This is a genomic window from Geomicrobium sp. JCM 19055 (assembly GCF_000698185.1).
In the GTDB taxonomy this organism is placed as follows: Bacteria; Bacillota; Bacilli; order Bacillales; family Marinococcaceae; genus Geomicrobium_A; species Geomicrobium_A sediminis.
In genome coordinates, this window is record NZ_BAXL01000022.1 from 55,341 (window position 1) to 79,249 (window position 23,909).

General features: G+C 40.5%; 34 protein-coding genes and 4 pseudogenes. 8 read left to right on the forward strand and 30 right to left on the reverse strand.

Annotated elements, in window-relative coordinates:
- Window positions 1–71 precede the first annotated feature (71 nt).
- From JCM19055_RS24550 to JCM19055_RS30260, 3 genes are read right to left on the reverse strand one after another with little or no spacing between them, the layout of a single operon-like run.
- Window positions 72–392, reverse strand: coding sequence for an SCO family protein (locus tag JCM19055_RS24550; RefSeq protein WP_081833818.1), 321 nt, complete (start codon window positions 390–392; stop codon window positions 72–74).
- 38 nt (window positions 393–430) lie between these two features.
- Window positions 431–910 carry a cytochrome c oxidase assembly protein gene (locus JCM19055_RS30255; protein WP_265182327.1) on the reverse strand — a complete coding sequence of 160 codons (480 nt, stop codon included), beginning with the start codon at window positions 908–910 and terminating at the stop codon, window positions 431–433.
- A gap of 46 nt (window positions 911–956) precedes the next feature.
- Window positions 957–1,355: a cytochrome c oxidase assembly protein gene (locus JCM19055_RS30260; RefSeq protein ID WP_265182328.1), complete on the reverse strand. Its 399-nt coding sequence runs from the start codon at window positions 1,353–1,355 to the stop codon at window positions 957–959.
- Window positions 1,356–1,540: 185 nt separating this feature from the next.
- On the opposite strand from JCM19055_RS30260, the gene JCM19055_RS18005 reads away from it, so the two are divergent.
- Window positions 1,541–2,047: a GNAT family N-acetyltransferase gene (locus JCM19055_RS18005; RefSeq protein ID WP_042360736.1), complete on the forward strand. Its 507-nt coding sequence runs from the start codon at window positions 1,541–1,543 to the stop codon at window positions 2,045–2,047.
- Here the strand turns inward: JCM19055_RS18005 and JCM19055_RS18010 are convergent.
- The 20 genes from JCM19055_RS18010 to JCM19055_RS18075 form a co-directional block, all read right to left on the reverse strand.
- Window positions 2,000–2,371: a BsuPI-related putative proteinase inhibitor gene (locus JCM19055_RS18010; protein ID WP_042360737.1), complete on the reverse strand. Its 372-nt coding sequence runs from the start codon at window positions 2,369–2,371 to the stop codon at window positions 2,000–2,002. The two genes, JCM19055_RS18005 and JCM19055_RS18010, sit on opposite strands and share 48 nt — an antisense overlap.
- Window positions 2,372–2,385: 14 nt before the next feature.
- On the reverse strand, window positions 2,386–3,198 hold the full coding sequence (locus JCM19055_RS18015) for a YitT family protein (protein ID WP_042360759.1): 813 nt from the start codon (window positions 3,196–3,198) through the stop codon (window positions 2,386–2,388).
- Window positions 3,199–3,339: 141 nt separating this feature from the next.
- On the reverse strand, window positions 3,340–3,657 hold the full coding sequence (locus JCM19055_RS18020) for a hypothetical protein (protein WP_042360738.1): 318 nt from the start codon (window positions 3,655–3,657) through the stop codon (window positions 3,340–3,342).
- Between the two features lie 118 nt (window positions 3,658–3,775).
- The gene (locus tag JCM19055_RS27640; RefSeq protein WP_193745496.1) at window positions 3,776–3,919 is read right to left on the reverse strand and encodes a DUF5670 family protein; all 144 of its coding nucleotides are present in this window, start codon (window positions 3,917–3,919) and stop codon (window positions 3,776–3,778) included.
- Between the two features lie 58 nt (window positions 3,920–3,977).
- Window positions 3,978–4,733: a glycosyltransferase family 1 protein gene (locus JCM19055_RS18025; RefSeq protein WP_052366505.1), complete on the reverse strand. Its 756-nt coding sequence runs from the start codon at window positions 4,731–4,733 to the stop codon at window positions 3,978–3,980.
- Between the two features lie 258 nt (window positions 4,734–4,991).
- A complete protein-coding gene (locus JCM19055_RS30265; protein WP_265182329.1) occupies window positions 4,992–5,123 on the reverse strand; it encodes a hypothetical protein in 132 nt (43 codons plus the stop codon).
- Window positions 5,124–5,128: 5 nt separating this feature from the next.
- A complete protein-coding gene (locus JCM19055_RS30270) occupies window positions 5,129–5,497 on the reverse strand; it encodes a glycosyltransferase family 4 protein (protein ID WP_152549969.1) in 369 nt (122 codons plus the stop codon).
- Window positions 5,383–5,991 (reverse strand): hypothetical protein, encoded by a 609-nt coding sequence (locus JCM19055_RS24555; RefSeq protein ID WP_052366506.1) that lies wholly within the window; start codon window positions 5,989–5,991, stop codon window positions 5,383–5,385. The genes JCM19055_RS30270 and JCM19055_RS24555 overlap by 115 nt, the downstream gene beginning before the upstream one ends.
- A gap of 13 nt (window positions 5,992–6,004) precedes the next feature.
- Window positions 6,005–6,688 (reverse strand): glycosyltransferase, encoded by a 684-nt coding sequence (locus JCM19055_RS18035; protein ID WP_370543218.1) that lies wholly within the window; start codon window positions 6,686–6,688, stop codon window positions 6,005–6,007.
- A gap of 38 nt (window positions 6,689–6,726) precedes the next feature.
- Window positions 6,727–7,011: a hypothetical protein gene (locus JCM19055_RS24560; protein WP_052366508.1), complete on the reverse strand. Its 285-nt coding sequence runs from the start codon at window positions 7,009–7,011 to the stop codon at window positions 6,727–6,729.
- A 25-nt stretch (window positions 7,012–7,036) separates the two neighbouring features.
- On the reverse strand, window positions 7,037–7,246 hold the full coding sequence (locus tag JCM19055_RS30275) for a hypothetical protein (RefSeq protein WP_052366509.1): 210 nt from the start codon (window positions 7,244–7,246) through the stop codon (window positions 7,037–7,039).
- Window positions 7,176–7,994, reverse strand: a complete 819-nt coding sequence (locus JCM19055_RS18040) for an NAD-dependent epimerase/dehydratase family protein (protein WP_052366510.1) — start codon at window positions 7,992–7,994, stop codon at window positions 7,176–7,178. The genes JCM19055_RS30275 and JCM19055_RS18040 overlap by 71 nt, the downstream gene beginning before the upstream one ends.
- A gap of 103 nt (window positions 7,995–8,097) precedes the next feature.
- Window positions 8,098–9,090: a hypothetical protein gene (locus tag JCM19055_RS18045; RefSeq protein ID WP_042360739.1), complete on the reverse strand. Its 993-nt coding sequence runs from the start codon at window positions 9,088–9,090 to the stop codon at window positions 8,098–8,100.
- Entirely contained in the window at window positions 9,068–9,565 is a 498-nt protein-coding gene (locus JCM19055_RS18050; protein ID WP_042360740.1) for a cell wall metabolism sensor histidine kinase WalK, read from the reverse strand. Before JCM19055_RS18050 ends, JCM19055_RS18045 begins: the two co-directional genes overlap by 23 nt.
- A 1-nt stretch (window position 9,566) precedes the next feature.
- Entirely contained in the window at window positions 9,567–9,959 is a 393-nt protein-coding gene (locus tag JCM19055_RS18055) for a histidine kinase dimerization/phospho-acceptor domain-containing protein (protein WP_042360741.1), read from the reverse strand.
- The gene (locus JCM19055_RS18060; RefSeq protein ID WP_042360742.1) at window positions 9,934–10,536 is read right to left on the reverse strand and encodes a hypothetical protein; all 603 of its coding nucleotides are present in this window, start codon (window positions 10,534–10,536) and stop codon (window positions 9,934–9,936) included. The genes JCM19055_RS18055 and JCM19055_RS18060 overlap by 26 nt, the downstream gene beginning before the upstream one ends.
- Window positions 10,526–10,681: a helix-turn-helix domain-containing protein gene (locus JCM19055_RS30280; RefSeq protein ID WP_265182330.1), complete on the reverse strand. Its 156-nt coding sequence runs from the start codon at window positions 10,679–10,681 to the stop codon at window positions 10,526–10,528. The genes JCM19055_RS18060 and JCM19055_RS30280 overlap by 11 nt, the downstream gene beginning before the upstream one ends.
- Window positions 10,662–11,231: a response regulator transcription factor gene (locus tag JCM19055_RS18065; protein WP_265182331.1), complete on the reverse strand. Its 570-nt coding sequence runs from the start codon at window positions 11,229–11,231 to the stop codon at window positions 10,662–10,664. Before JCM19055_RS18065 ends, JCM19055_RS30280 begins: the two co-directional genes overlap by 20 nt.
- A 121-nt stretch (window positions 11,232–11,352) precedes the next feature.
- On the reverse strand, window positions 11,353–11,718 hold the full coding sequence (locus JCM19055_RS18070) for a rhodanese-like domain-containing protein (RefSeq protein WP_042360743.1): 366 nt from the start codon (window positions 11,716–11,718) through the stop codon (window positions 11,353–11,355).
- A 5-nt stretch (window positions 11,719–11,723) separates the two neighbouring features.
- A complete protein-coding gene (locus tag JCM19055_RS18075) occupies window positions 11,724–12,827 on the reverse strand; it encodes an AI-2E family transporter (RefSeq protein ID WP_193745498.1) in 1,104 nt (367 codons plus the stop codon).
- A 177-nt stretch (window positions 12,828–13,004) separates the two neighbouring features.
- Here JCM19055_RS18075 and JCM19055_RS18080 point away from each other — a divergent pair, with 177 nt between their 5' ends.
- The 5 genes and pseudogenes from JCM19055_RS18080 to JCM19055_RS32200 all read left to right on the forward strand — a co-directional run bounded on the left by JCM19055_RS18080 (window position 13,005) and on the right by JCM19055_RS32200 (window position 16,131).
- Window positions 13,005–14,069 carry a TAXI family TRAP transporter solute-binding subunit gene (locus JCM19055_RS18080; protein WP_042360745.1) on the forward strand — a complete coding sequence of 355 codons (1,065 nt, stop codon included), beginning with the start codon at window positions 13,005–13,007 and terminating at the stop codon, window positions 14,067–14,069.
- Window positions 14,070–14,132: 63 nt separating this feature from the next.
- On the forward strand, window positions 14,133–14,414 hold the full coding sequence (locus JCM19055_RS32185; protein WP_370543214.1) for a hypothetical protein: 282 nt from the start codon (window positions 14,133–14,135) through the stop codon (window positions 14,412–14,414).
- Between the two features lie 46 nt (window positions 14,415–14,460).
- A complete protein-coding gene (locus tag JCM19055_RS32190) occupies window positions 14,461–14,730 on the forward strand; it encodes a hypothetical protein (RefSeq protein WP_370543215.1) in 270 nt (89 codons plus the stop codon).
- A 25-nt stretch (window positions 14,731–14,755) separates the two neighbouring features.
- Window positions 14,756–15,804 (forward strand): annotated as a pseudogene (locus tag JCM19055_RS32195) (TRAP transporter permease); the annotation flags it as partial.
- A 129-nt stretch (window positions 15,805–15,933) separates the two neighbouring features.
- Complete coding sequence (locus JCM19055_RS32200; RefSeq protein WP_370543219.1) at window positions 15,934–16,131, forward strand: hypothetical protein; 198 nt, start codon at window positions 15,934–15,936, stop codon at window positions 16,129–16,131.
- 131 nt (window positions 16,132–16,262) lie between these two features.
- On the opposite strand, the gene JCM19055_RS27650 is transcribed toward JCM19055_RS32200, so the two are convergent.
- From JCM19055_RS27650 to JCM19055_RS18095, 4 genes are all read right to left on the reverse strand, one after another.
- Window positions 16,263–16,427 (reverse strand): hypothetical protein, encoded by a 165-nt coding sequence (locus JCM19055_RS27650; RefSeq protein ID WP_193745499.1) that lies wholly within the window; start codon window positions 16,425–16,427, stop codon window positions 16,263–16,265.
- A 69-nt stretch (window positions 16,428–16,496) separates the two neighbouring features.
- Entirely contained in the window at window positions 16,497–17,135 is a 639-nt protein-coding gene (locus tag JCM19055_RS18090) for a MurR/RpiR family transcriptional regulator (protein WP_370543216.1), read from the reverse strand.
- Window positions 17,024–17,323 carry a MurR/RpiR family transcriptional regulator gene (locus tag JCM19055_RS32205; protein WP_370543220.1) on the reverse strand — a complete coding sequence of 100 codons (300 nt, stop codon included), beginning with the start codon at window positions 17,321–17,323 and terminating at the stop codon, window positions 17,024–17,026. The genes JCM19055_RS18090 and JCM19055_RS32205 overlap by 112 nt, the downstream gene beginning before the upstream one ends.
- Window positions 17,324–17,379: 56 nt before the next feature.
- Window positions 17,380–18,762, reverse strand: a complete 1,383-nt coding sequence (locus JCM19055_RS18095) for an aspartate aminotransferase family protein (RefSeq protein ID WP_042360746.1) — start codon at window positions 18,760–18,762, stop codon at window positions 17,380–17,382.
- A gap of 260 nt (window positions 18,763–19,022) precedes the next feature.
- On the opposite strand from JCM19055_RS18095, the pseudogene JCM19055_RS18100 reads away from it, so the two are divergent.
- Window positions 19,023–20,250 (forward strand): annotated as a pseudogene (locus JCM19055_RS18100) (KamA family radical SAM protein).
- 28 nt (window positions 20,251–20,278) lie between these two features.
- Here JCM19055_RS18100 and JCM19055_RS25820 read toward each other — a convergent pair.
- A pseudogene (locus tag JCM19055_RS25820) lies at window positions 20,279–21,190 on the reverse strand (fumarylacetoacetate hydrolase family protein).
- A gap of 143 nt (window positions 21,191–21,333) precedes the next feature.
- Window positions 21,334–21,780 carry an NAD(P)H-dependent oxidoreductase gene (locus tag JCM19055_RS18110; protein ID WP_052366514.1) on the reverse strand — a complete coding sequence of 149 codons (447 nt, stop codon included), beginning with the start codon at window positions 21,778–21,780 and terminating at the stop codon, window positions 21,334–21,336.
- Window positions 21,781–22,052: 272 nt separating this feature from the next.
- Between JCM19055_RS18110 and JCM19055_RS18115 the strand changes: the two genes are divergently transcribed.
- Entirely contained in the window at window positions 22,053–22,322 is a 270-nt protein-coding gene (locus tag JCM19055_RS18115; protein ID WP_042360747.1) for a hypothetical protein, read from the forward strand.
- Window positions 22,323–22,331: 9 nt separating this feature from the next.
- Here JCM19055_RS18115 and JCM19055_RS18120 read toward each other — a convergent pair.
- Window positions 22,332–23,847, reverse strand: a pseudogene (locus JCM19055_RS18120) (acyl-CoA carboxylase subunit beta).
- Window positions 23,848–23,909 lie beyond the last annotated feature (62 nt).

The window sequence follows — 23,909 nt, forward strand, 5'->3', positions numbered from 1 at the left end:
AACTTCTAAGTCATAGCCCGTAAGAAAATGCCAACTATCAAAATCAGCAGCGTACGCTTCACCGTAACTGACTAACCGTTCTGGTGTATCAACTCAGGATCGACAGAAAATGTATACAGTGAAGCATCGATCCCTTCGTTTTCTAATTCAGATTGTACTTGGGCCATGTTCGGTGTCAACATCATACAAACGGATGGACATCGAGTAAATGCCATATTGACGACCGAATACTCGCCATCCATATCTTGCTCTGTAATCGTCTCTTCGTGTTGATTCGTTGCCTCAAACGGTATCATAAATAAATCTAAATCTGAGGTATCCGTTCCGTTATTCGCTGATGCGCCAGATTCATACAACCAGCCGCAACCAGTTAAGAAGATTGCTCCTATCATAAATAGCAGCGCTTGTTTCTTTAAGATGACAATCCCTCCTAGCGGTTTGTCTTGATGTGAGAAGGAATATCACTAATTGTCAGTTCACCTTCTTGGTGGCTTTCTTTTTGTAGCCATTGTTTAAATACAAAACCAATCGTTGTACCGTAAACGAGCTCTTGACCGACTTTCATTGCTACACCACCGAGTTGTTGATCACTGTATGCATCTAATCCACCTAAAAACCCGAAGCCACCAAACATCGATGCAGGTACAGCCGCTCCTCCTGGAATACAAAATGCCATCACTTGTGACCAATAGTTAAGGTCTGTGTACGTATCATATAACGCAGTACCTGAGAAGATAATAAGCGCACACGCTGGTGTAATCAAAATACCATTACCAAATATATAAATGATTCTTCTAAAGTCATGTAAGTATTGTTTACTAGGCAACGGAGCAAGCATATGCCACCACATCATAAACGACGCAACTAACATGATGATTTCATAGACGCTATGAACCCCAGGTCTAAGCATCAAAAAGTCAAATACGACAGGAATATGATAAATAGAAAATAATGCATTAAAAAAAGATTAAGCCGATAATCGGATGAAACATAAGATCCCTGATAGGCTTGACTTTCTTTCCTAACCATTCATAAACATTGGAGAGCAACCATTTAGGCAATGCCAAAATGAATAATGGAACGGCAAAGAAATAAGCAAAAACCATCTGAATCATATGGATGGAAACGAGCATGTGTCCGATACTATATAGCGGACTTCCCCATCCTAAATATAAACTGAGAAGACCACCTAAAAACATAATGTCTTGCTTAGGTGTTTGCTTCGCTTCTGTCGTAAATCGTGATCGAAAACGACGTGTAATTAGAAAATACGCAACTGCAACGAGTGTTAATATTGCAATCAATTCTGGCGTCCAAAGTGCCCGAAATGATAATACTTCAAACAATTCTTCCATATTGACCCTCCAAATGATCAACCGAGCTATTCTCATCTTACCACATGAGATCTCTTCAGTTTTGAACAAGTTGTTACATTTTTGTGCAGGAGAAGGACATTCCGAATCTCCTCAAGCTATGCTATCATAGATAAGTATTCCCTTGTGGAAAAGGGTCATTCATTATTAAAGATAAGGGGTGCGAAATGAAGATCTACGCACTAACTGAACAACATGATCAGCAAACAGTACAAAAAGCGACAGAGCTACTCATGGGCCAAATGGAATCAATTGGCGGAGAACATGCTTATGATAACATCTTAACGACGTTGCATGAAGCCAAAGATCCTGATTCAAACGCAGAGCTCTTCATTGCAGAAGATCAAGGAATCATGGTTGGCGCTGCATTTCTTAATACGATGTATAGCATAAGAAAAGGTGGACGCTACGTTTGGCTTAATGACTTATACGTTCGTGAAGACCAAAGAAACAAAGGGATCGCCAAAAAAATGCTTCTTGCTATTATCCATTGGGCAGAACAACATGATTACAAAGGGATTGAACTTGAAACCGGAATTAATAACATCGCTACGAAACGACTTTACAATTCATTAGGCTTTTATGATGTCGTCTCAAAGCGGTATGGTTCCAATTTTAAAAACACGTCAAGAAAGTTCTTGACGTGTAAACGTGAAAGTTTGTGGTTGCTGTAACGTCTTCTCATCATTGATCGTATGAACAGCAAGCCGAACGCTTCCTTTATACGTATGCCCTTCTTCGAAATACGAGGAGGGCATCTTTTCTTGAAACACCACTTCTTCATTTGCTTGTAACATCACATGTTCAACGACTTGCAAATACATCCACTCTGATTCAGAGCGATATACCCGCTTTTGATTGTCATCGTATACCGCGATTGAAATGCGCTGACTCGTGTTAAACAGTAGTTCAGCGACTTCCTCACTTTCGTTTTGCACACTCACCCAAACTGTAACGCCTTTCTTCTCATTAACGGCATTCACTTTCAACGCTAACATCATGACCACCTCAACTAATCATCTTTTCTAAATGAACCGACAATCTCTGTAGTTGGTACAATATTCGTAAACGCTTTAGGGTCCGTTTCTTCTGTAATCTGTCGTAACTTGAATAGTTCATAGCGTGTAATAACGATCATGAGCACTTCTTTTTCTTCTGAGTCAAATCCACCTTTAGCCGGCATTCGTGTTATACCTCTTGTAACATTCTCATGAATTTTCTCTCGAAGTTCATCCGCTTTCTTCGTAATGATAAACGCTGTACATTTGACGTGACGTGTATGAATCATGTCCATAATTCTTGACGTTGCGTAAATCGATACGAGTGTAAATAGCGCTTGTTCCCAATTAAAGACAAAGCCTGCGGTAATGACGATCAGCGCATTCAACATAAAGAAATACACACCAATTGGACGGTCACTCATTCGTGCTAAGACGAGCGCTATAATATCTAGCCCTCCAGCTGAAGTACCATAACGAAGCGGTAATGACGTACCAATAGCGGCAATGATTCCACCAAAAACAGCATTCAACATAATGTCTTCTGTTAACGCTTGTACAGGAATCACTTCTAAAAAAAATGAAGTCAATGCGACGTGCAAGAAGCTATAAAATGTAAACAATCGACCGACTTTTAACCAACCCAAAATCGCAACAGGTATGTTTAAGAGAAATAAGACAATCCCTGTTGAAACTGGAAATAAGGCACTTATAAACTGTGAAACCCCGGTTAATCCGCTAGCAAACACATCTGCTGGGATTAAGAAAAAGTTCAATCCGAATGCTACAGCAATCGCGCCAAATATAATGATCGCGATGCGTTTCATTTCAGTACTTATAGTCGTATGGTTTGTTATCACTGATTGACACCTCGAACATTATGTAATCTTGGGGTGTAAAAATCATGTAAACAGCAGTATAACCGATGTTAGCAAAAAGAAGCAAGGAAACGGATCATTTCCTTGCTTCTAGTGCGGCTTCTGTTCTGAAGATGTTTCGTATTCCGAGTCGTTTTCGTGTGCTTTATTATAATAATCAACTGAGAACGTTGACCCTTCAGCGACCATTTCATTATCGTTAATGTCTAGTGGATCTGGGTTACCAATTCGTTGCTCTAATGGAATGTCAGATCCTTTGTTAGAGGCAGATCCAACGAGTTTATGATACCTTGATTTGGCACCGTCCATAAGTTGTCGCCCTTTATCAGGATTCTTTACCAAATAGGTTGCTCCCGCTGCGACAGTTGCTACAATTGCTGATGTCCATACGTACTTTGATTTACCCATTATGTCTCATCCTCCTACAAAGATTAAACTTTTGCTTCTTACTATAACGTTTCCCCTTCTTTGAAAGATTAAACTACAAAATAGAAAAAGCTCCGAATTTGGAGCTCCTAAACAAAGATTAACGCTTTATATAACGGAATACTTGGAAGGCAACTAACAAAACAACAATTCCGAGTAAACCATGAATCCATACGCCACCGACTTCAAACCCAAATCCGAGAAGCCATAACAAAATAATCATTGCTACCCATGTCCAGATCACCCTGACGCCCCCTCACCTTCGTATCACATGTGTATGAACAAAAAGGGACGTTCATGAATTAAAGCGTTTCGTAGATTTTTTTTAGTTTATTCGCTACAACCTGATAACTATGAAACTGCTCCACATAGTTCCGAGATAGTTGCCCGATTTGCGCCCACTCCGATTGACGTCGCAGTAAATCTAAAAGCACATCGTAGATTGTATCGATCGTTGCTTGAACGATTGGTAACTGATTTGGATAAGACTTTCGGTATGGTTCGTGAATAAAGCAAATTACAGGTTTTCCAGAAGCCATCGCTTCCATCGTTAAATTCGCATATGTGCCGATCTTCAGTTGATCAATCACAATTGTCGCTTTAGCTAACTCTTTTACTACTTCTTCACGTGCCTTATGCTCAAGTCGTCGGTAATGAAGTTCATATCCCTCATCTCGTAAGCGTCGAATCGCAGCTTCGATTTCAGCGGTACCTTTAATTTCTTGATGACTCGGTGCATGAACGATCATAGGTACGTCGTTTTCATTAGGAAAGACAGGACGAATCTTTTGATGATTCAACGCATGAGGAACAACCTCTACTCGTTCATAGTAATCTGTAACATACTGTACGAGCTCAAGATCGTTTACGATCGCAACTTTTACATATTTCGACAATGTTTGAAGACGCTTTTTAATTCGTTGCTCTGACCAATCTTTTTTCACAACCACATCAGGGTTATTCCGACGAGCAATCGAGAGCATTCTCACTTCGGAACCACGATGGTGGACCACGACTTTTTTTCCTTTTTCGTTTAATTCTTTTACATCTAGAAACATTGGGTGGAACGTCTCACCGAAATGAAAATGAAAGACATCATACGTTTTTTTGCATGCTCAAAATTGCTTTAACTTCTCTTCTTTTTTTGACTTTTGATAGACGATCTAAATCTAATTCGTAATCGGCTAGATCGTTGTACGTATTCGTAGATAGAAGCTGCACGATTCCGCATGGACGCCAATTTCTCGCAACGCTTCAGATAATGATGCGATACCTGCTCCATACGGTAAGTGTAAGACCTTCAAAGCGCCCTCCTATTACAGCAATTTATAAATGTCGATCATCTGTTTTGCAATACGCTCAACATGATGATATTGCTCAACGTAAGCACGACTTTCTTTACCAATTTTACTCCAATCATTGTTCTTCGTCAGAAAGTTTCGTAGCACCGAAGTCAATGTATCAGGGTTTGCGTTGATAATCGGCAATTTCCCGGGAATTTAGAGACCAAGTCTTCTCGGACGTAACAAATGACTGGCTTACCTAAAGCCATTGATTCCATCGTTAAATTTGCATAGCTCCCAATTCGTAGTTGATCAATAACAACCGTTGCTTTTTGGTAAGCTTTCATTGCTTCTTCGTGGGAGAGGTTCTCAATCTTTCTAAACTCAAAGTCTAATCCTTCTTGTTTTAATTGCTCTACCGCTTCTAAAACGAATGGTGTGCCTTTAATTTCGTGGTGCGAAGGTGCATGAACGACGACCGGTTTATCCGTTTCTTTCGGATAAACCGGTGTATACGATGATACGTCGATGGCGCGCAAAACGACGTGCACATGTTTGTAATAAGGCTCAACGTAAGGAGCATTTCATAATCCGGTACGATTGCGTGGTCAATCGACGCAGACAATCGGCGAACATACTTATGAACCGTTTCTTCAGGCCATTTCGATTTTATTGAAGCGAAACGGTTATTCTTCTGAGCCAAAGATAAGAGACGTACTTCTGAACCACGATGGTGAGCAACCATTTTCTTACCTTTGCTTTTTAGAATTGCAATGTCAGATTTTGAATTGAACGTCTTGCCAAAATGAAAATGAAACACGTCAAACTCATTCATCGCTTCTTGAAAAATTTGCTCTATCTTCGCTTTCTTTTCTTCTGGCGGAAACTGGTCGACATTTAAATTGCGGTCTGCACGATAACCGTAAAGATCTTTTGAACTAAAACTAGCTGATGTCGCATCTACACCGAGAGCACGCATCTGTTTTGCAAGCATGCTAATATCTGAGCCACTAGGCATATGCAAAACCTTCATGAAAACCGCCCTCCTATAGCTTGTTGTAAATGGTAATCAGCTTATTGGCAACACTGTCAAAGCTATGGTAATGCTCGGCATAACTGCGCCCAGCTTTTCCAACCGCTTGATATTGGTCGCTATTTTTAAGGAAAGACCGAAGTACGGTTTCAAAGTTTTTCGGATCAGCTGACAAGATTGGAAGATCATTTGGGTACTTCTTAACTAAATCATCTCGAATGTAACAAATAACAGGCTTACCGAGCGCCATCGCTTCCATACTTAGATGACCATACGCCCCTAACTGCAGTTGATCGACAATCACCGTAGCTTTTTTGTAAATCTCTAATGCTTCTTCGTGTGACTTTCCTTCTACAAGCTCGTAATCAAACGCAACCCCTTCATCTTTTAGCTTTTCTAACACTGGAAGCACATATTGTGTTCCTTTCGTATCTCGCCTTGAAGGTGCGTGTACGACAAGCGGACGCTCATGATCTTTCGGATAGGTCGGCGTATATTTACTTAAATCCATCGTGTGAGGAACAACATGAATGGATTTGTAATAAGGCTCAACGTAATAATAAAGCTCATAATCATTGACAATTGCTTGATCAAAATAGTGCGATAGAAACTCTAAATTGCTTTTTACTTTGTCTTCAGGCCAAGACTTTTTCACGCGTACATATGGGTTGTTAAAGCTTTGTGCTTTTTTTAACATCCGCACTTCAGAACCTCGGTGGTGCACAATCATTTTTTTTATTCGCTTTTTTGATTGTGTCTAAATCTCGACGGTCTGGAAAAAAAACTCTCACCAAAATGGAAATGGAACACATCGAATTCTTTGAGTGCTTTTTGCAAGTATGCTTCACGCTTTTCCTCTTCTTCTCCAGGTTTATATTGATCAAAATGGATCCGCTCATCAGCCATGTACGCATAATGATGCGTCCTAAGACTCCAAGATTGTGCGTCAATTCCTTTAGTACGCAAAGCCTTTGCCATCGTACTCATACCTATGCCATAAGGAAGGTGCAAGATTCTCATAAAAACCTCCTCGAACGAAGATTCATTATTTATTGTCTTTCATCCATTTAATCGTTTCATCCACACCATCTTCAAAACCCCAAGAAAAGTTCATGCCTAAGTTTTTGATCTTGCTATTGTCGATCTCAAAATAACGAATGTCACCAGGCTTCCAACCAGAATATTCAACCGTTAAATCTGTTCTTTTGAACCGCTCTAAGACGAGGTCTGCTAATTGTTGAATCGTAATCTTCAAGCCTGAAGCACAATTGTAGACTTCCCCGTTCGTCTCTTTTTTTCGTAGCAAGAAGAATATTCGCTTTTACAACATCTTTAACGAATGTAAACGAACGTAACTGCTTTCCATCTCCAAAAATGACCGGCGGTTGGTCAGCCAATACCCTTCGTATGAATATTGAGACAACTCCTCCGTCATCATTATCCTCTTGCCTTGGTCCATATACGTGAAAATACCGCAACACTGAAATGTCCATATCGTATAAATTTTTGAATACAGAACAGTATTTTTCCGCAGCGAGTTTGCTCGTTCCATAAAACGAAACAGGATTAGTCGGATGCGCTTCATCTTCTGGAAAATAAACGGGCTCACCATAGACGGAGCCCGTTGACGCATGAACGACCTTTTTTACCGCATGAATGCGTGATGCTTCTAATACGTTAAAGGTTCCTTCGGCATTTATTTTTAAATCAAGACGAGGATTTTTCATACAGACGGTATTTTTCGATACCGCCTGGTGAAAAACAACGTCCACATCTTTAAAGAACCGAGACATATGATCAAAATCCGTCACATCTGACTTTACGACTGTTAATAACGGATGCGTATCAAATGTAGACAGGTTCTTCTTTTTTCCCGCACTAAAATTGTCCAAGCAAATCACTTCAACGTCTAAATTCAACAATTCTTCTACGAGGTGACTTCCAACAAACCCTCCTCCTCCAGTAACGAGTGCACGTTTATACGGAAACGCTTGAATTGACAATCAGAAACACTCCCTGCTTTGAGTTTTTCTAAACAATTGAAATGAATCATTACCGATTCAAAATCAAGCACACTACATGCACTATATGAGGAGGAATTAAAGATTATTCTTCATTTAAGCTATATAGAGATTCGATAAAGGCGATTAAATCGTCAACGGTAACGTTCGCATCTTCTGCAAACACTTCATAATAATTTCCTTCTTCTTCAAACGTTAATACGAACGTATCACCAGGCAACTCATAAACGTCAACCGTCGTAAACAGTTCTAGTTGATCGATCAGCTCATTGTTCTCAACGACCGTATCATTTTGTGATTCGCCAATCGTCATGACAACATAGGGCGATTGATCTTTAAAGTATTCCAGCATAACTTCTTCTTCGCTTAGAACATAGATCTCCCATAGCTCATAATCGTCAGTGAGCAGTCTCACATCAGATGCAAATAGTTGCTGAGCTTCCTCAGGTGTAAGGACATTTTGTTCGTGATCCAAATGCAACACTTCTGCATTCGTTGGAACTTCAAAATCAAATACCCCATCAAAGTCAGGGTTCGGCTCAAAATTGATAATTTCTGTACGCAACGGACCACGTTCCCACATTAGAATCATCCACGTTGACTGATCGACGACAAGTTTGACTTGTTCATCTGCTCCTTCTAATAATAGATGATAGGCATCACGGCCAATCCACTCGTCCTCATCAACGAGCTGCACGTCTAAGTCATACAGATCGTCAAGCTGATAAAAATCATTTAAATAATGAACTTCATCGACGATTTCCCCGTGATTGTCCGATATGAGCGCTATGTTTTCATCTTCTAGGTACGTCAAGCTCTGCTCAGGACTCTCGATCGTCACCGTCTGCCCTAAAGATTCTACAATATTTATGCGGTAATAATCCTGATTTCGCCATTCAAACAAATTAATCGCTTCTTCACCTTCGTAAATAATTTTTGATTCAATATAAAATTGATCCGGCTGTTGGTGAGTTTCTGCTGCATTTGCAACAATTTCTTGAGGCGAAAATTGCGTCTGACAACCGAGCAACATGCACACACTTCCAAGCAATAAACTACTCATCAACGTTTTTTTCATCGTAATCCTTCCTTTTTACAAACGTACTCATTAAGATTGTTCCTTTGTTAGGTACTGGAATAAATTGAATGTCTCCACCGTGATTTTCTGTAATCATCTTTGCAACGCTCAACCCTAACCCAGAATGTTGTCCTGCTTTTTTTGATCGACTTTCTTCACTTTGATAAAAAGCCTCGAAGATCTTCTTGCTTTCTTTTTCAGAAATGGTTGCTCCGTCATTTTGAACGATTAACACCCCGTGCTTGGAGAAATTTACGTCAATCGGTTTGTACAACCACGATGGCAACTGTTGATCATAAATACCGATGTATAGTTTACCTGTGGGAGGGGTGTAACGAATTGCATTCGAGACTAAATTATCGACTAACCGCATCATATGGTTCACTTGTACGTCAAAACTATCAAAGGTTTTCACTTCTTTATGAAGATTGATTTCATGTTGACTAGCTAGCTCATCATAACCGTCTACGAGCATTTCAAAAAAACTCTTGCCCGTTAACAGTTACTTTCTGTTCAACAGACTGCTGATTTTTTAATAGTGCAAATGTATGTATGTCTTCAATTAAGCGTTGCATCTGTAACGACTTATTCCGAATAATTGTTAAGTAGTGATCAGTTTCCGACTTCGTAAGCGGCCTTTGTTGCATTGATTCTGTATAAGCCATCACAGAAGTAAGCGGTGTTTTCAGATCGTGTGACAATGCTGCCGTCATCATTTCCTTTTCCTTTTGCTCTCGAAGGATCTCTTCACGCGCGTGTACGACCTCTTGTTTCATATAATTAAAATGCTTAATTAAGTCGCCAATCTCATCATTTTTGGGATGCGCTAACGCCGTCACTTTCTTAGGGTCTAAGACGAATTGGTTCATATCGTTTTTTTAAATACTTAATCGGCTTGTTAATTCTACGATTGATTTGGAACCAAACGAGTAAACCCGTTAAGAAAAACACAGCTGCACTTAATGTAAGTATCGATGCAGAACGTGATTGAACGTATTCAACGCGGTCGTCTCTTTGCATACTCACTTCATAAAACCCGACAATCTCCTCATCCACAAATACCGGCTCTTTAATTGTGAAATAACGGTACGTCATATTCCCTTCATACAAACCATCATACAAATCCCGTAATTCTGCTTGCCTCGTCCCGATCGTATCTGACGTTGTTTCATAGACAACATAACCATCATCTCGATAAAGCGTAATTTGTGCGACGTGTTCGATAGTTTCTTGAAGGGATTCATGAATGGTCGGATCGAAAGTGTAGAGATCAGGGTTTTGAAGAGGTTCTTTAATTTCTCGATACGTGGAAATAAAGTCTAAATACTCGTCCAAACTTTGTTGTTCATTCCAATTCGTTAAAAGCGTATACAATGAATAGACGGCAAGCGAAGGGATGACCATAACGAAAAGCAAAGAAAAGAAAAGCCAAGTTCTAATTTTCATACTTGACTTCTCCGATGAAGCGATAGCCGCTTCCCCATACGGTTTCGATGTATTTAGGGTTCTTTTTGTCTTCGTTTAACTTGTCTCTTAATCCTTTCATATGTACAGTTACCGTCTGTTCGTCATCACAGTCTTCGTGCCACACAAGCCGGTAAATTTCTTTTTTTGGCAAACATTTTGTTAGGATTTTTCACGAACAACAATAATATTTCAAATTCTTTTGGCGTTAACGACACTTCTTCATTTTGAAAGAAAAGTTGATTCGCTTGATGGTCCACGACATAATCAGTACCAAATAGCATTCGTTTTTGTTTATACTTTTCTCTATATCGCGAATGTTTGCGAATTTGCGCTTGTACTCGCGCAGTTAACTCATGCAATGAAAAAGGCTTAGTCATGTAATCATCTGCCCCAATATTAAGCCCGCGAACTTTATCATCATTACTCATCTTGGCGCTTAAAATGAGCAATGGGACTTGGCTCTTTAATCGGATTCGTTGGCATAACTCAAAGCCGCTTAATTCAGGAAGCATAATATCAACGATCACTAAGTCAAATAGCCCACGTTCAAAATCTTGAAACCCTTCAATACCTGTTGTTGCAACCGTTACATGGAATCCTTTCGATTGCAAATGATCGCGAATAATGCTAGCAATTTCATAGTCATCTTCAACTACGAGAATGGTTGGTTTCATAAGACGATCGCTCCATTTTTCTTAACTAGTTCCATTATACGACATTTTTTTGTCACACATCATTACTAATTTACAAAAAAAAGCCTCGTACATTTTCGTACGAGACTCTTACTCTTTACCGCTATTTTGAATACAGTTCTGATGTTTGGTCGATTCGTTTTTCTTCTCCAGTGTTCTTTTCACCTTCAAAGCTTAACATCCCACCATCAAAGTTAATGACACGATCGAAGCCATTTTCTTTTGCATATTGTGCGACCCGTTGACTACGACCACCACTTCTACAAATGAAGACGTGTGTTTTTTCATTGTCCATATCAACTAATCGCTCAGGCACTTCTCCCATAGGCATGAGTGGTACGCCTGGAATGTGACCTTCTTCGTATTCATCAGGTTCTCTTACATCGATAAAAACGAGGTGTTCATCATGTAAATGCTTCTGTAATTCTTCATAATCCCATTGTGTAATGCCTTCTTTTTCTGATTTCATTCTAATCAATCTCCTTTATTTTCACTATGTGTTTCTTTGTAGCGTAACCGAATGAGTCGATACGTATGACTAACGATCACTTTGGCAACAGCATACGTTGGCACCGCGAGTAACATCCCGATAATACCTGCAAAGTTCGCAGCTACTAACAAAATAAAGATGACAGTAATTGGATGGATTTGAAGCTTCCTTCCCATCACTTGTGGTGAGATAAAAATGCTTTCAAATTGTTGAATGATGACGACAGCAACAATGACTGCAACTGCGGTCAACCAACCATCAAACAAGGCGACAATAACACCTGGTGCTGTACCAATCCACGGACCAATAAATGGAATCAAGTTTGTGAACATCGCAATCAAAGCAAGGACTAAGGAATATTCGATTCCGATAATTAAATAGGCAATATAAACGAGCACACCGACACAAAAACTAACGATAATTTGTCCTTGAATAAAGTTCGCTAATGCACCGTCCATGTCACTAAGAATTCGCTTACCTTCATTACGTTGTTTTGAAGGAAGTAGACGTAGAATTTGTTGTGGCGCCTTTTCTCCTTCTTTTAACATATAGAATAGAATAAAAGGTACAATCGCAATGACAATGACTGCACTAGTAATCGCACCGATAAAACTTGCGATATTTGAACCGATATCCGCAAAAGCATCGCTCAAATAGTTACCGACATTTTGAATAATCTCTTCCAAACTAAACGTTTCATTTTCTTGGAAGCGTTGCATAATGTCACTCTGCATAAAATCATTAAACCAATTTTGAGCTTGGTTAATGAAACGAGGTGCCACATCAATGAGACTGTAAAATTGCCGTTGAATCTCAGGGCCTACTAAGATCACAAGAAGTGTCATCAACCCGATAAACACTAGGTATATGACAGTAATGGCGAGTACTTTCGGCATCTTCCTTGCTAGTAGTTTAACAACTGGCCTGAATAAGTAAAAAAGTACACCAGCTAATGCAAGCGGTGCGAACACCGTTTGAATGAGAATAACGACTGGAGTGAATATAAAATCAACGAGTGTTCCTAAAAAAATGATCAACAAGATTAAAGCAACCGCATAGCCAAAGCGGAAATACTTACCGTCAGGCACTTTCATCACTCCAATTTATCCAATATGTTTCCTGTCCTAACAATGTATTATACGCAATAATTTCCTTACTAACAAACATTTACCTTCACCGCGTCAAAGTAATACAAACTTTGACAATAGTCTTAACTTTTGGTTAAATAGACGAAAATACATTATTATAATACGGGAGGTCTTTTAATGAACAAGTTTAAGACAGCTTTACTTTCGGGGACGTTTCTGTCTGTAGCCGTCCTTGCAGCTTGTGACAGCGATATTGATGTAGATGAACTTGACGAAGATGATCTTAATGTCGGGGATTCAGATGCCGGCGATGATGAAGCTGATGACAGCGATGGAGATGCTTCTTCAAACGGGGACAGTTCTCAACTTCAAATCGGAACGGGTTCCACCGGGGGAACGTATTATGCACTAGGTCAAGAAATGGCAAACGTCATTTCAGATAATGCAGATGGCGTTACTGTCAATGCGGTTTCTACAGGTGCTTCTAATGAAAATATCGCCCGTGTACATAACGGTGATCTTGATTTAGGGATGACGGTACATATCCCTGCACTTGATGCGTTAGAAGGTGCAGGTGATTTTGAAGGGCAAGGAGAATTCGATCAATTTGGCTACATGGGTTACATTTACCCAGAAACGAATCAGATCGCCGTACGAGCAGATAGCGGTATTGAATCGATTGAAGATTTAGAAGGGATGCGCGTAAATCTCGGTCCGCCAAATTCGGCTTCACAATCGGCTTCTTTAATGATACTCGAAGCATACGGTATGACCGAGGACGATATCGAAGTGTATGAAGAAGGATTTGGTGATGGAGCAGGCATGCTGCAAGACGGTAACATTGATGCTACGTTTGGTCTCTTAGGCTTACCTGCTGATAATATTACAGAGTTAGATAGCCAAATTGACATTGAACTACTGTCAATTGATGAAGAAGCACTCGACACAATTGAAGCGAATAGCATGTATGAGCGAATTGTCATTCCAGCTGATACGTATGAGTTTTTAGAGGAAGATGTCAATGCAATCGCTGCTTACGCAGTCCTCATCGGTTCTAATGAAACGATCGATGAAGACTTAGGTTATGAAATTACGAAAGCACTTTACGAAAATGCAGGTAGCATCACTCACAATCAAGGGGAGCATATGGAAGACACCGACAACTTATTACTCGGTAATGAAGGTCTACCAATGCACCCAGGAGCCGAGCGCTACTTTGAAGAAGCAGGATTATTGAACTAAAGACTTGTAGGGCCGGGCGCATAGAGCCCGGCTCTCGTTATTGAAGAAAGGTGGTGACCTGCGATGGCTGATGCCAACGCTCATCTCAATGACGCACCAGAACGTGAACTAACTGAAAAGGAAAAAGAAGAACTACTCAAAAAGTACGACAAAGAATCGAACACGAGAACCGATCTTGGTAAGTGGATTTGGATTGCGTTCATTATCGGAATCTCTCTCACCTCATTTCACTTGTACACCGGTCTTCGCGGGGGCTATGGATCATTAATGCAAGGAGCTGTTCACGTTGGTAGTGGTCTTGCATTAATTTACATATTATATCCCATTAGTAAAAAAAGCAGATAAAAAAGTCGGTGTTCCATTTTATGATGCGATCTTAGCACTTCTTTCATTGTACTGTTGTTTTTATATCGTTTGGAATTATGATTATTTGACGAGTGCAATTATTTTTGGTTTTTCACTTCATGATCAACTCGTAGCACTTGGCGCGATCGCTCTTTTACTCGAAGCAACGAGACGAGCTGTCGGTATGCCAATCGTCGTTATAGCAGTTCTTGCACTGCTTTACGGTGTGTACGGTTCTTGGTCATGGCTTGGAACATTTGCTCACCCTGGTTTTACTTGGACAGGCATGGCCACGCAACTGTTTTTTTACGACTGAAGCGATTTTTGGTACACCGATCCAAGTGTCCTCAACGTTTATTTACTTGTTTTTATTTTTTGGTGTCATTCTCGTTCGTACGAACATTGGACAATTTTTCAACGACATTGCCTTTCGACTAACCGGTCGCTATACGGGGGGAACAGCAAAAGCAGCTGTTGCTGCCAGCGGTTTGCAAGGAATGGTCACTGGTAGTTCTGTTGCAAATACGGTCGGTTCAGGTTCCTTTACAATTCCAATGATGAAACGCTCTGGGTTTAAACCTGAGTTTGCAGGCGCTGCAGAAGCTTCTGCCTCAACAGGTGGACAAATTATGCCACCGATTATGGGGGCAGCCGCCTTTATTATGGCAGGGTATGTAGGAATTCCATATAGTGAACTTATTATTTATGCCATCATTCCGGCATTGCTTTACTTTATGGGTGTATTTTTTGGAATTCATTTTGAAGCAAAACGACAAGGAATTGTCGGCGTTCCAGTTTCTGAACTTCCAAAAATACGTTCATTTATTACGAGAATTGATATGATTTTGCCACTCGTAACGATTATTGGCTTAATGCTTATAGGCTTCACCCAACTTTCGCTGCACTATGGGGCATTCTAGCAGCTTTTGTCATCAGTTTATTTCGAAGAGATACACGCCCGACGCTGCTCGGTGTCCTTGATATGATGGAGAAAGGTGCAAGAACTGCCGTTCCAGTCATTGCTGCCTGTGCTTCTGCCGGGATTATTGTTGGAATTGTTGTATTCACTGGACTTGGCGGCGTATTAGCACGAGGTATTATCGTACTTGCTGATGGCCAGTTCTTCCTTGTTCTGTTCTTTACGATGATTGCTTGTATTATACTCGGTATGGGTTTGCCGACAACTGCAAATTATGTTGTTACCGCAACTGTTGCAGCACCAGCGATTTTAATGTTTGATGTTCCACCAATCGCTGCACATATGTTTGTATTTTATTTCGGTCTAGCAGCAGACATTACGCCTCCGGTCTGCTTGGCAGCGTATGCAGGCGCAGGTATTGCCCGAGCCAATCCGATGAAAACAGGGATCATCGCTTTCAAATTGGCCATTGCCGCCTTTATCATTCCATATGTGTTTGTAGCAAACCCTGTGTTGCTCTTGCAAGATGCTACGTTTATGACACTTATGCCACCGCTAATTACAGCCATTATCGGAATGATTGCAATTAGCGCTGCGATCATGAACTACTTTGTCGCAAAACCTAAAATCTATGAACGTCTCGGTCTAATAGTTGGTGGAATTATGGCTGTTTATCCAAATAGCATTCCAATTTCATTGGCTGGAATTGGTATTCTTATTTTGATCGCCCTCGTTCAACACATTCGCAATAAACGTAACCAAACACCACGAACACCTGAACGAACAGTTGAAGCTTAATCACATTTAACATTAAAGAGCCCGTCCTTTAAAGGACGGGCTCTTTAACAATGTAATGGAGAGACTGCATAGACTAGCAACCGAGCGACACACACCCAGTATGTAGGATGGAGAAGACTCCACCCTATACACTAATCATAATTCCTTTGTCTTGTTTCTTCTAAAACTTGTTCAAGATGCGCAATTTGGTCTTTAAGACCAACTTCTAATTGTCGCTCCTTGTTTGTGACTTTCTGCTGCAATTGCCGCAGAAAGTCTAAGTCTCTTAGAAACATTGACCTCTCCAGTTTTGACATAGATATCCTCCTAAAGTCGATAGACACCTATATCCTCTGTATTACCTTAATGTTCTTTTTAAAAACGTGTTATTTATGAAAGACATCGAATGCATCCCAAAGTTCTTCTAAACTTTCAAGGCGCTTTTCAACCTTTTCGTGTTGTGAACGTGTTACGGCTGTAATCAATGCACTTACAATACTTTGAGGCGCTGAAAATGAATCAATAAATGAATTAATTTCAGTTGCTGCAAGCAACTTCCGATCACCGTAAGGAACGAGTGGAGATAGCATATGGTCTGTAATAACGAGTGTTTTCGCATTCTTTTGTTTCACAGATTTCAATACTTCTACCGTTCGTTTCGTATACCTAGAGAAACCAAAAGCAATCACCAGATCATCTTCTTCAATATCAATCAAATGCTCTGATACCCCATCTGCACTACGAAGCATCTCAGTATTCTGTAATACGAGATCCAAATAAAATTCAAGAAATAACCCAACGCTCATCGCACTTCGGTAAGCGATAATGTAAATTCGCTTTGCGTTAACAATATCATCAATGGCACCTTGGAACTGTTCGACATCAATTTGTTGGAGCGTTGTACTTAAATTGTTCATATCATCAGCGAGCACTTCCCGAATTGTATCTTTTGGAGAATCGCCTCGCTCCGTCGTTGACGCAAATACTTCTGCAGATGTCCATTTCCGTTGCAGTGCAGCTTGCATGTGGCGTTGCAAATCCGGATAGCTTTATAATCTAAAAAGAAAGCGAAGCGCACGACGGTCGCCTCGCCTACTTCTGCATTTTTGGCTAGTTTTGATGCGGTAAGAAACGGTGCGGTCTCTTGATGATCGATCAAATAGTTGGCGATCTTTAATTGAGATTTACTCATCTCATGCTGTCTCGCGATCATTTGTTCATATACATCAGCCAATTCAAGATCCCCCTTCAGACCGCGAAACCCTACAGTTAATCGTTCGAAGGAAAAAGGGTTGGAACCACCTTTTCATAAGCCATGATCGTTTTCTCAATTGCTTCATCATCATGTGCAACTGACATACTATAGCGATTACCAGGCTTAACATAAATCCCTTCTTGGAATAGGGCACGATCCATTTCTGTCCGAAGCTTCTTATCTACGTGTTCGAAGCATCGATAGTTACTGAGACTTTCCTTATTTGTAAATAATACACTAAACAATGAACCGATGCCAACCACTTTCATAGGAAGACTGTGTTTCTTAAATATCGTTTCAAGTTCCGATTTGAACTGTTCTGTACGAATTAATAAGTCACTCATCTCATCTTCTAAAACATCTAGCGTCGCTAAACCTGCCGCTAAAACGAGTGGATGTCCGTTATACGTTCCACTATGGAACAACGCGAGTTGCTTACGGTCGGTCTGGTCTTGGTCGGCAAAGAAATCAAATCCAGCGAGCGGAGACGTACGCCCCATAATTTCTTGTTTCCCACCAACAACACCGAAAGGAAACCCTCCACCGACGACTTTCCCCATCGTCGTTAAGTCTGGTTCAACATTGTAGAGGTTTTGAACACCACCCATGCCCGTTCTAAATCCCGTTTTCACTTCATCAAAGATCAAGACGATATTTAACTTCTTCGTCAATGTGTGGAGCTTCTGTAGAAAATCGTTCGTTGGTGCAATGATTCCCGCTTCAAGCGGTTCAACAATAAGTGCTCCAATTTCACCTGCATGTTCAGTTAAAATTTTCTCACAGTGCTCATACTGATTAAACGGAAGGACGAATGTATTTTGCATCGCTAACTCATCCATACCGTAAGAATCTGCAACACGATTTGGCTCATGTGCAGTGCCTGCATCCTGTTCATTCGGGCTGACACTAATGAGTAGAGAGTCGATCGCTCCGTGGTAATGACCCTCAAACTTCGCAATTTTATATTTACCGGTATGCGCCATCGCTAAACGAAGGGCTAGTAAATTCGCTTCTGTTCCTGAATTCGTATATCGTACGCTTTCCATTGAAGGAAAATAACGTAACAATCGTTCTGCAAATGCAGCTTCCTTTTCGTGAGGCGTTCCGAACAGCCACGTACCATCTTGTTCAATTTGTTGCTGGATTGCGGCTTTCACTTCTTCATGACCGTGACCAAGCATTAAAGCCCCATATCCCATTAAATAGTCGATGTATTCATGACCATCAACGTCAAACATTCGACTGCCGTGTGCTCGTTTAATTGCAATTGGATATGGCTCAAAATGCTTTATATTCGCAGTCATCCCTCCAGGCATGACTTGTTTTGCACGCTCCATATGTCGTTTCGACATCATTGTTTGCGCTTCATAAGAAAGGCGATTGTTCGCTATCCCCATTGTTCTCCTCCAGTAATAAAATATTAATTTCACAAAAATAATAAAATGAATGATTTACTTCATTTTAAGCGAAAATTCCTTTTTTTGTGAACCCATTATTTCAACTTATTCATTTTGTGAAATTTTTATTTCAAAAAAATATGAAGGAGATCTTTCATTTAAAACTATTTTGAATCTTTTTATTCTTTTTTTGACCTTGTACACTCCTCTTGTTATACTAAGCTCATTCTATCAATGATCAATACTAAAGGAGGATGTTTATGGCACAGCCAAAATATATTACTAATATTGATAAAATTCCAGAAATTCCAGAGAGAGAAAAAGAAAAACTCCGTAAGATCACTGATAAATTTGTTTTTAGAGTAAATGATTATTATTTAGGTCTGATTGATTGGGAAGACCCAAATGATCCTATTAAAAACCTCGTAATCCCAAATGAACAAGAGCTTTCTGAATACGGTCGTTGGGATGCTTCTGATGAAGATACGAACTATGTTGTTTCTGGTTGCCAGCATAAATATGAAACGACTGCCCTTTTAATATGTTCTGAAGTTTGCGGTGCTTATTGTCGTTATTGTTTTAGAAAGCGCTTATTTAGAAACGACGTAAAAGAAGCAATGAGCGATGTTGATCCTGGTATTGAGTACATTCGTAATCACCCAGAGATTAACAACGTCCTTTTAACGGGTGGCGACCCAATGATTTTGGCTACGAAGAAGTTGCGATACATTATTGAAGAACTGCGTAGCATACCGCACGTGAAAATTATCCGGATCGGTTCAAAATTGCCTGTATTTAATCCGATGCGTATTTATGAAGATCAAGAGTTGCTTGATCTCTTCAGGGAGTACTCAACACCTGACAACCGGATTTATGTGATGGCTCACGTTAATCATCCGCGTGAAATCACCGCTGAAGCGAAAAAAAGCATTTGAAGCGCTTCACGATGCTGGTGTCATCGTTGTAAACCAGACACCTGTATTAAAGGGAATTAATGATAACCCTGAAGATTTAGGTGAACTACTCAATCGTTTATCATGGGCTGGTGTCACCCCTTACTACTTCTTTATTAACCGCCCAGTCGCTGGTAATAACGATTTCGTGCTCACTCTTAAAGAAGCGTATGAAGCCGTTGAGAAAGCAAAAGCAATTACGAGCGGTCTTGGCAAACGAATTCGTCTGTCGATGAGTCACACGTCTGGGAAAATCGAAATTCTTGCCATTGAAGATGGAAAGGCGTATTTAAAATACCACCAGTCACGAGATGGGAATTATGGGAAGTTTATGGTTTTAGATTGTCCAGATGATGCTGCTTGGTTTGATGATTTACCAGGAAGCGAAGCTCATTGGGAGATGCCTAAGAAGAAAGTCGAAGACGTTGCAAGCGTCAATCAAATGTCTGACATGCCAGAGAAAAAAAGCGTAAAGTTAAAACCTCTTAATAACCATCAACGCCACATCCTGACACTTCAAAAACGAAGTGCTTAGGATGTGGCGTTTACATGTACTATACGTTTTACACCATCTGATTACGTAACTCACCAATTGCAGGGATCGTAATGACCACTTCGTCTCCGGCTTTTAGAAACTTCGGTGGCTTCATTCCTTTCCCAACACCTGATGGAGTACCCGTTGCAATAATATCACCGGGCTCGAGCGTCATTCCTTTTGACAATACGTGAATTAATTCGCGAACATCAAAGATCATATCCGTAAGCGGCGCTTGTTGGCGTACCTCATCGTTCACAGTCGTCGTAATCGTCTCTTTAAGCAATTCTTCTTCACTTAGACGTGTAACGATTGATGGACCAATAGGACAGAATCCGTCCAAGCTCTTACCAACAAAAAAACTGTTTATGTCTCGCTTGCAAATCGCGAGCTGTAATATCATTTAATAATGTAAATCCAAAAATGTAATCCCAAGCGTCTTCTCGCTCGATCTTCGTACCTTTTTTTACCAATAACGATGGCAAGTTCACCTTCATAGTCAACTTGCTCTGTCACGTCACTGTGAAGCGAGACGTCGTCTTGATGTGCACAGATCGTCGTGTGAGCTTTCGTAAAAATTAAAGGATGATCTGGGATGTCTTTTGCAGAACCCATTTCAATTGCATGCGCTGCATAGTTTTTGCCTACACACATGACATTTTTTTGGAGGGTGCTTAATTGGTGTGAGCGTTTGAAATTCTCCGTCTTTTACAAATACATCGTTGTTAATAGCTTCGTTATGTATCGCTTGCTCATATACCGAATCAACTGTAGTGAGGAAAGGCTCACCAAGTGAAATCGCTGATATCATATCTGCAGGGCATTCCGTTCCTGGGCTGTATAGTTGAAATGCTTTCTCTAACAATAATACTTTGTCGCTTGACACTTGCTTTGCAGCTAACGTTTCAATTCCTTCGTGTGAAACCACTAATAAGTGCATAAAACCTCTCCTATTCATAGTGCTCAGCGTAATCGCTCACTCGCTGCAACATCGTTTGATGCTCTTTCTCACTTGCTTGGACAACATATCCTAAGTGTAACGGCTTAAGGAGATCGAATCCACAAAAATCGCTAATTGAGTGTTTAACAATTCCTTCGAAATGATTTTTTTTCAGCTTTGTTCCACTCTGTTTCTGGTGAGCCCGTCGTGTAGATTAATCCTAACGGCTTGTTGTTCATTTTAGGAATTGGCGTTTCATTCTCTAACTCAAACGCAAATCCGTAAGACAACACGCGATCCAAATATCCTTTACCGATTGCCGGAAAACTTCCCCACCAAATCGGGAATATCAATGTGATCGTTTTTGCTGCTTGTAGCATTTGATGCTCGCGTTGTACATCTTCCGCATACACTCCATTAAGGGTGTCTTCATATTCAGTATCTGAAAGTACGACATCCGTAAACGATTCATACAGATGTTTAACGTAAACCTCTTCATTCCCTCTCTGTTTCAGCGCTTGTTCAAATGTCTGTAACACTTGTCCATTAAAGCTATCTTTCGATGGGTGCATGTAAATAATATAGTGCATTAAGCAACTTCCTTTCTATATTTTTGTTTCGATTACAAAAATATCGGTTATAGATAGATTAACAATGCAAATAAATCAAAGAGGTGTCCTTATGCATAAGTTCTCAACAGCACTTGCTGTGTGGGCCATCTTTATCTTCATTTCAGGTGTGATGTTCCCAATTGAATTAACAAACGGTGCGAGCGACGTAACTCAAGTGTTACACAGTTATACGATTTATGGTTTCTTTTCCTTAATTCCGATCGTTTTTTTATGGTGGATTCTTATCTTTTATGGCAGATTGGATTGCCAAACATTATACTCGTTTCCGCGAAACAATGTCGTTAGGCATTCATATTGCTGGAGGTATAGTCGTTTATTTCGCAACTGCGAATATTGATTTGACCATTCTTGCAGTCGTTGCCACATTGCTGTTCTTCCTTGTCGATCGAGCGTTATCCCTTCTAGGTGAAAAATCAGGGGGAACACAACTTGCGAACAGCCTATCTTTATTCATCGGTTGCAGTGGTGTTCTTACAATGATCATGGCAAGCACGATTTAACATCGATTCCTAAAGTGGAATATTGCCATGACATTCATCATTCCTTGTTTTTGATCGTAACATATCCAAACTCTCAATGAGTACACTTCTCGTTTCAGAGGGACTAATCACATCATCTACAACCCCTAACTCAGCAGCAATGTACGGATGCATCACCTCTTTCTTATATTGCTCGATTAATTGCTCCCGCTTTAATTCTGGCTGATCGTCTTGCTGAATGTCTTTGCCATACAACACATCGACGGCACCTTCCGCTCCCATGACTGCAATTTCAGCTGTAGGCCACGCAAACACCAAATCAGCTCCGATTGATTTACTATTCATCGCAACGTACGCACCTCCATACGCTTTCCGTAAAATAACCGTCACTTTCGGGACACAACTTTCTGCATACGCGTATAACAGTTTCGCACCGTGACGAATAATGCCACTTTCTTGTTGTAACACGCCTGGGATAAAGCCAGAAACGTCTTCAAGTGTCACAATGGGAATGTGAAAGCAATCGCAAAACCGGATAAAGCGTGCAGCTTTGTCCGACGCATCCACGTCTAGTGCGCCCGCTTTGTACTTCGGATTGTTTGCAACAACACCAACTGTGTTTCCATCAAGCTTAGCAAATCCAACTGTAATGTTCGCTGCAAAAGCCGCTTGCACTTCGATATAAGAGCCGGTATCAAACAGAGCTGAAATAACGTGAACCATATTGTAGACTTTTTTTGGATCATCTGGGACGACGCTTTCCATTTGGTTTTGTTTTTGCTCAGTAACCCAATTGGATGCAATCGGTTTTGAACCTTTGTTGTTTTGCGGTAAATACGATAGTAATTTGCGCACTTGCCGCAAACAGTCGGTTTCATTTTCAGAAACAAAATGAACGTCCCCGCTTTTCGTTGCATGTAGCTGACTTCCACCTAACTCTTCATGACTCATATGCTTCCCTGTTACTGCTTTTACGACCTTGGAGCCTGTCAGAAACATATGTGACGTTTGCTTTACCATAAACACAAAATCAGTCAACGCTGGAGAATAGACCGCACCCCCAGCACACGGCCCCATAATCACAGAGATTTGTGGAATCTTACCCGAGTATTTCGCATTGCGATAAAAAAAGTTTCCCGTATCCCTCTAAAGCCTTTACCCCCTCTTGAATCTTTGCTCCTGCAGAATCACAAAGTCCGACAATCGGTACACCTAAGCTGTATGCATAATCCATTAGTTTTGTAATTTTAAGGCTGTGCATCTCCCCTAGCGAACCACCTTGAATCGTAAAGTCTTGCGCGTAAACACAAACCGTTCGACCGAAAACTTTGCCGTAACCGGTAATGACATTTTCACATTGGTACTCAGTACCAGAAGTGCGAACGAAACGCTGGAGTTCTCGGAATGTACCATCGTCTAACAATTGTTCAATCCGCTCTCTTGCCGATTGCTTGCCTTGTTGTCGTTGCTTGTTTTGTTTATTTGTACCGCCTCCTAGAGAGACGCCTTCTCTACGTTTATATAAATCATCTAAATAACGGCTCATAAATCCTCCTAAGTATAAAAAAAAGAAACGATGATCATCATCGTTTCTTAGGTTTTGCTACT

Coding starts and splice junctions, on each gene's coding strand:
- JCM19055_RS24550 (WP_081833818.1), bottom strand. CDS start 392: ATGATAGGAGCAATCTTCTTAACTGGTTGCGGCTGGTTGTATGAATCT.
- JCM19055_RS30255 (WP_265182327.1), bottom strand. CDS start 910: ATGCTTAGACCTGGGGTTCATAGCGTCTATGAAATCATCATGTTAGTT.
- JCM19055_RS30260 (WP_265182328.1), bottom strand. CDS start 1,355: ATGGAAGAATTGTTTGAAGTATTATCATTTCGGGCACTTTGGACGCCA.
- JCM19055_RS18005 (WP_042360736.1), top strand. CDS start 1,541: ATGAAGATCTACGCACTAACTGAACAACATGATCAGCAAACAGTACAA.
- JCM19055_RS18010 (WP_042360737.1), bottom strand. CDS start 2,371: ATGTTAGCGTTGAAAGTGAATGCCGTTAATGAGAAGAAAGGCGTTACA.
- JCM19055_RS18015 (WP_042360759.1), bottom strand. CDS start 3,198: ATGAAACGCATCGCGATCATTATATTTGGCGCGATTGCTGTAGCATTC.
- JCM19055_RS18020 (WP_042360738.1), bottom strand. CDS start 3,657: ATGGGTAAATCAAAGTACGTATGGACATCAGCAATTGTAGCAACTGTC.
- JCM19055_RS18025 (WP_052366505.1), bottom strand. CDS start 4,733: ATGTTTCTAGATGTAAAAGAATTAAACGAAAAAGGAAAAAAAGTCGTG.
- JCM19055_RS24555 (WP_052366506.1), bottom strand. CDS start 5,991: ATGAAGGTTTTGCATATGCCTAGTGGCTCAGATATTAGCATGCTTGCA.
- JCM19055_RS18035 (WP_370543218.1), bottom strand. CDS start 6,688: ATGTTAAAAAAAGCACAAAGCTTTAACAACCCATATGTACGCGTGAAA.
- JCM19055_RS24560 (WP_052366508.1), bottom strand. CDS start 7,011: ATGAGAATCTTGCACCTTCCTTATGGCATAGGTATGAGTACGATGGCA.
- JCM19055_RS18045 (WP_042360739.1), bottom strand. CDS start 9,090: ATGAAAAAAACGTTGATGAGTAGTTTATTGCTTGGAAGTGTGTGCATG.
- JCM19055_RS18050 (WP_042360740.1), bottom strand. CDS start 9,565: ATGCTCGTAGACGGTTATGATGAGCTAGCTAGTCAACATGAAATCAAT.
- JCM19055_RS18055 (WP_042360741.1), bottom strand. CDS start 9,959: ATGAACCAATTCGTCTTAGACCCTAAGAAAGTGACGGCGTTAGCGCAT.
- JCM19055_RS18060 (WP_042360742.1), bottom strand. CDS start 10,536: ATGAAAATTAGAACTTGGCTTTTCTTTTCTTTGCTTTTCGTTATGGTC.
- JCM19055_RS18065 (WP_265182331.1), bottom strand. CDS start 11,231: ATGAAACCAACCATTCTCGTAGTTGAAGATGACTATGAAATTGCTAGC.
- JCM19055_RS18070 (WP_042360743.1), bottom strand. CDS start 11,718: ATGAAATCAGAAAAAGAAGGCATTACACAATGGGATTATGAAGAATTA.
- JCM19055_RS18080 (WP_042360745.1), top strand. CDS start 13,005: ATGAACAAGTTTAAGACAGCTTTACTTTCGGGGACGTTTCTGTCTGTA.
- JCM19055_RS32185 (WP_370543214.1), top strand. CDS start 14,133: ATGGCTGATGCCAACGCTCATCTCAATGACGCACCAGAACGTGAACTA.
- JCM19055_RS32200 (WP_370543219.1), top strand. CDS start 15,934: ATGAACTACTTTGTCGCAAAACCTAAAATCTATGAACGTCTCGGTCTA.
- JCM19055_RS27650 (WP_193745499.1), bottom strand. CDS start 16,427: ATGTCAAAACTGGAGAGGTCAATGTTTCTAAGAGACTTAGACTTTCTG.
- JCM19055_RS18090 (WP_370543216.1), bottom strand. CDS start 17,135: ATGCAAGCTGCACTGCAACGGAAATGGACATCTGCAGAAGTATTTGCG.
- JCM19055_RS32205 (WP_370543220.1), bottom strand. CDS start 17,323: ATGATCGCGAGACAGCATGAGATGAGTAAATCTCAATTAAAGATCGCC.
- JCM19055_RS18095 (WP_042360746.1), bottom strand. CDS start 18,762: ATGGGGATAGCGAACAATCGCCTTTCTTATGAAGCGCAAACAATGATG.
- JCM19055_RS18110 (WP_052366514.1), bottom strand. CDS start 21,780: ATGCACTATATTATTTACATGCACCCATCGAAAGATAGCTTTAATGGA.
- JCM19055_RS18115 (WP_042360747.1), top strand. CDS start 22,053: ATGGCAGATTGGATTGCCAAACATTATACTCGTTTCCGCGAAACAATG.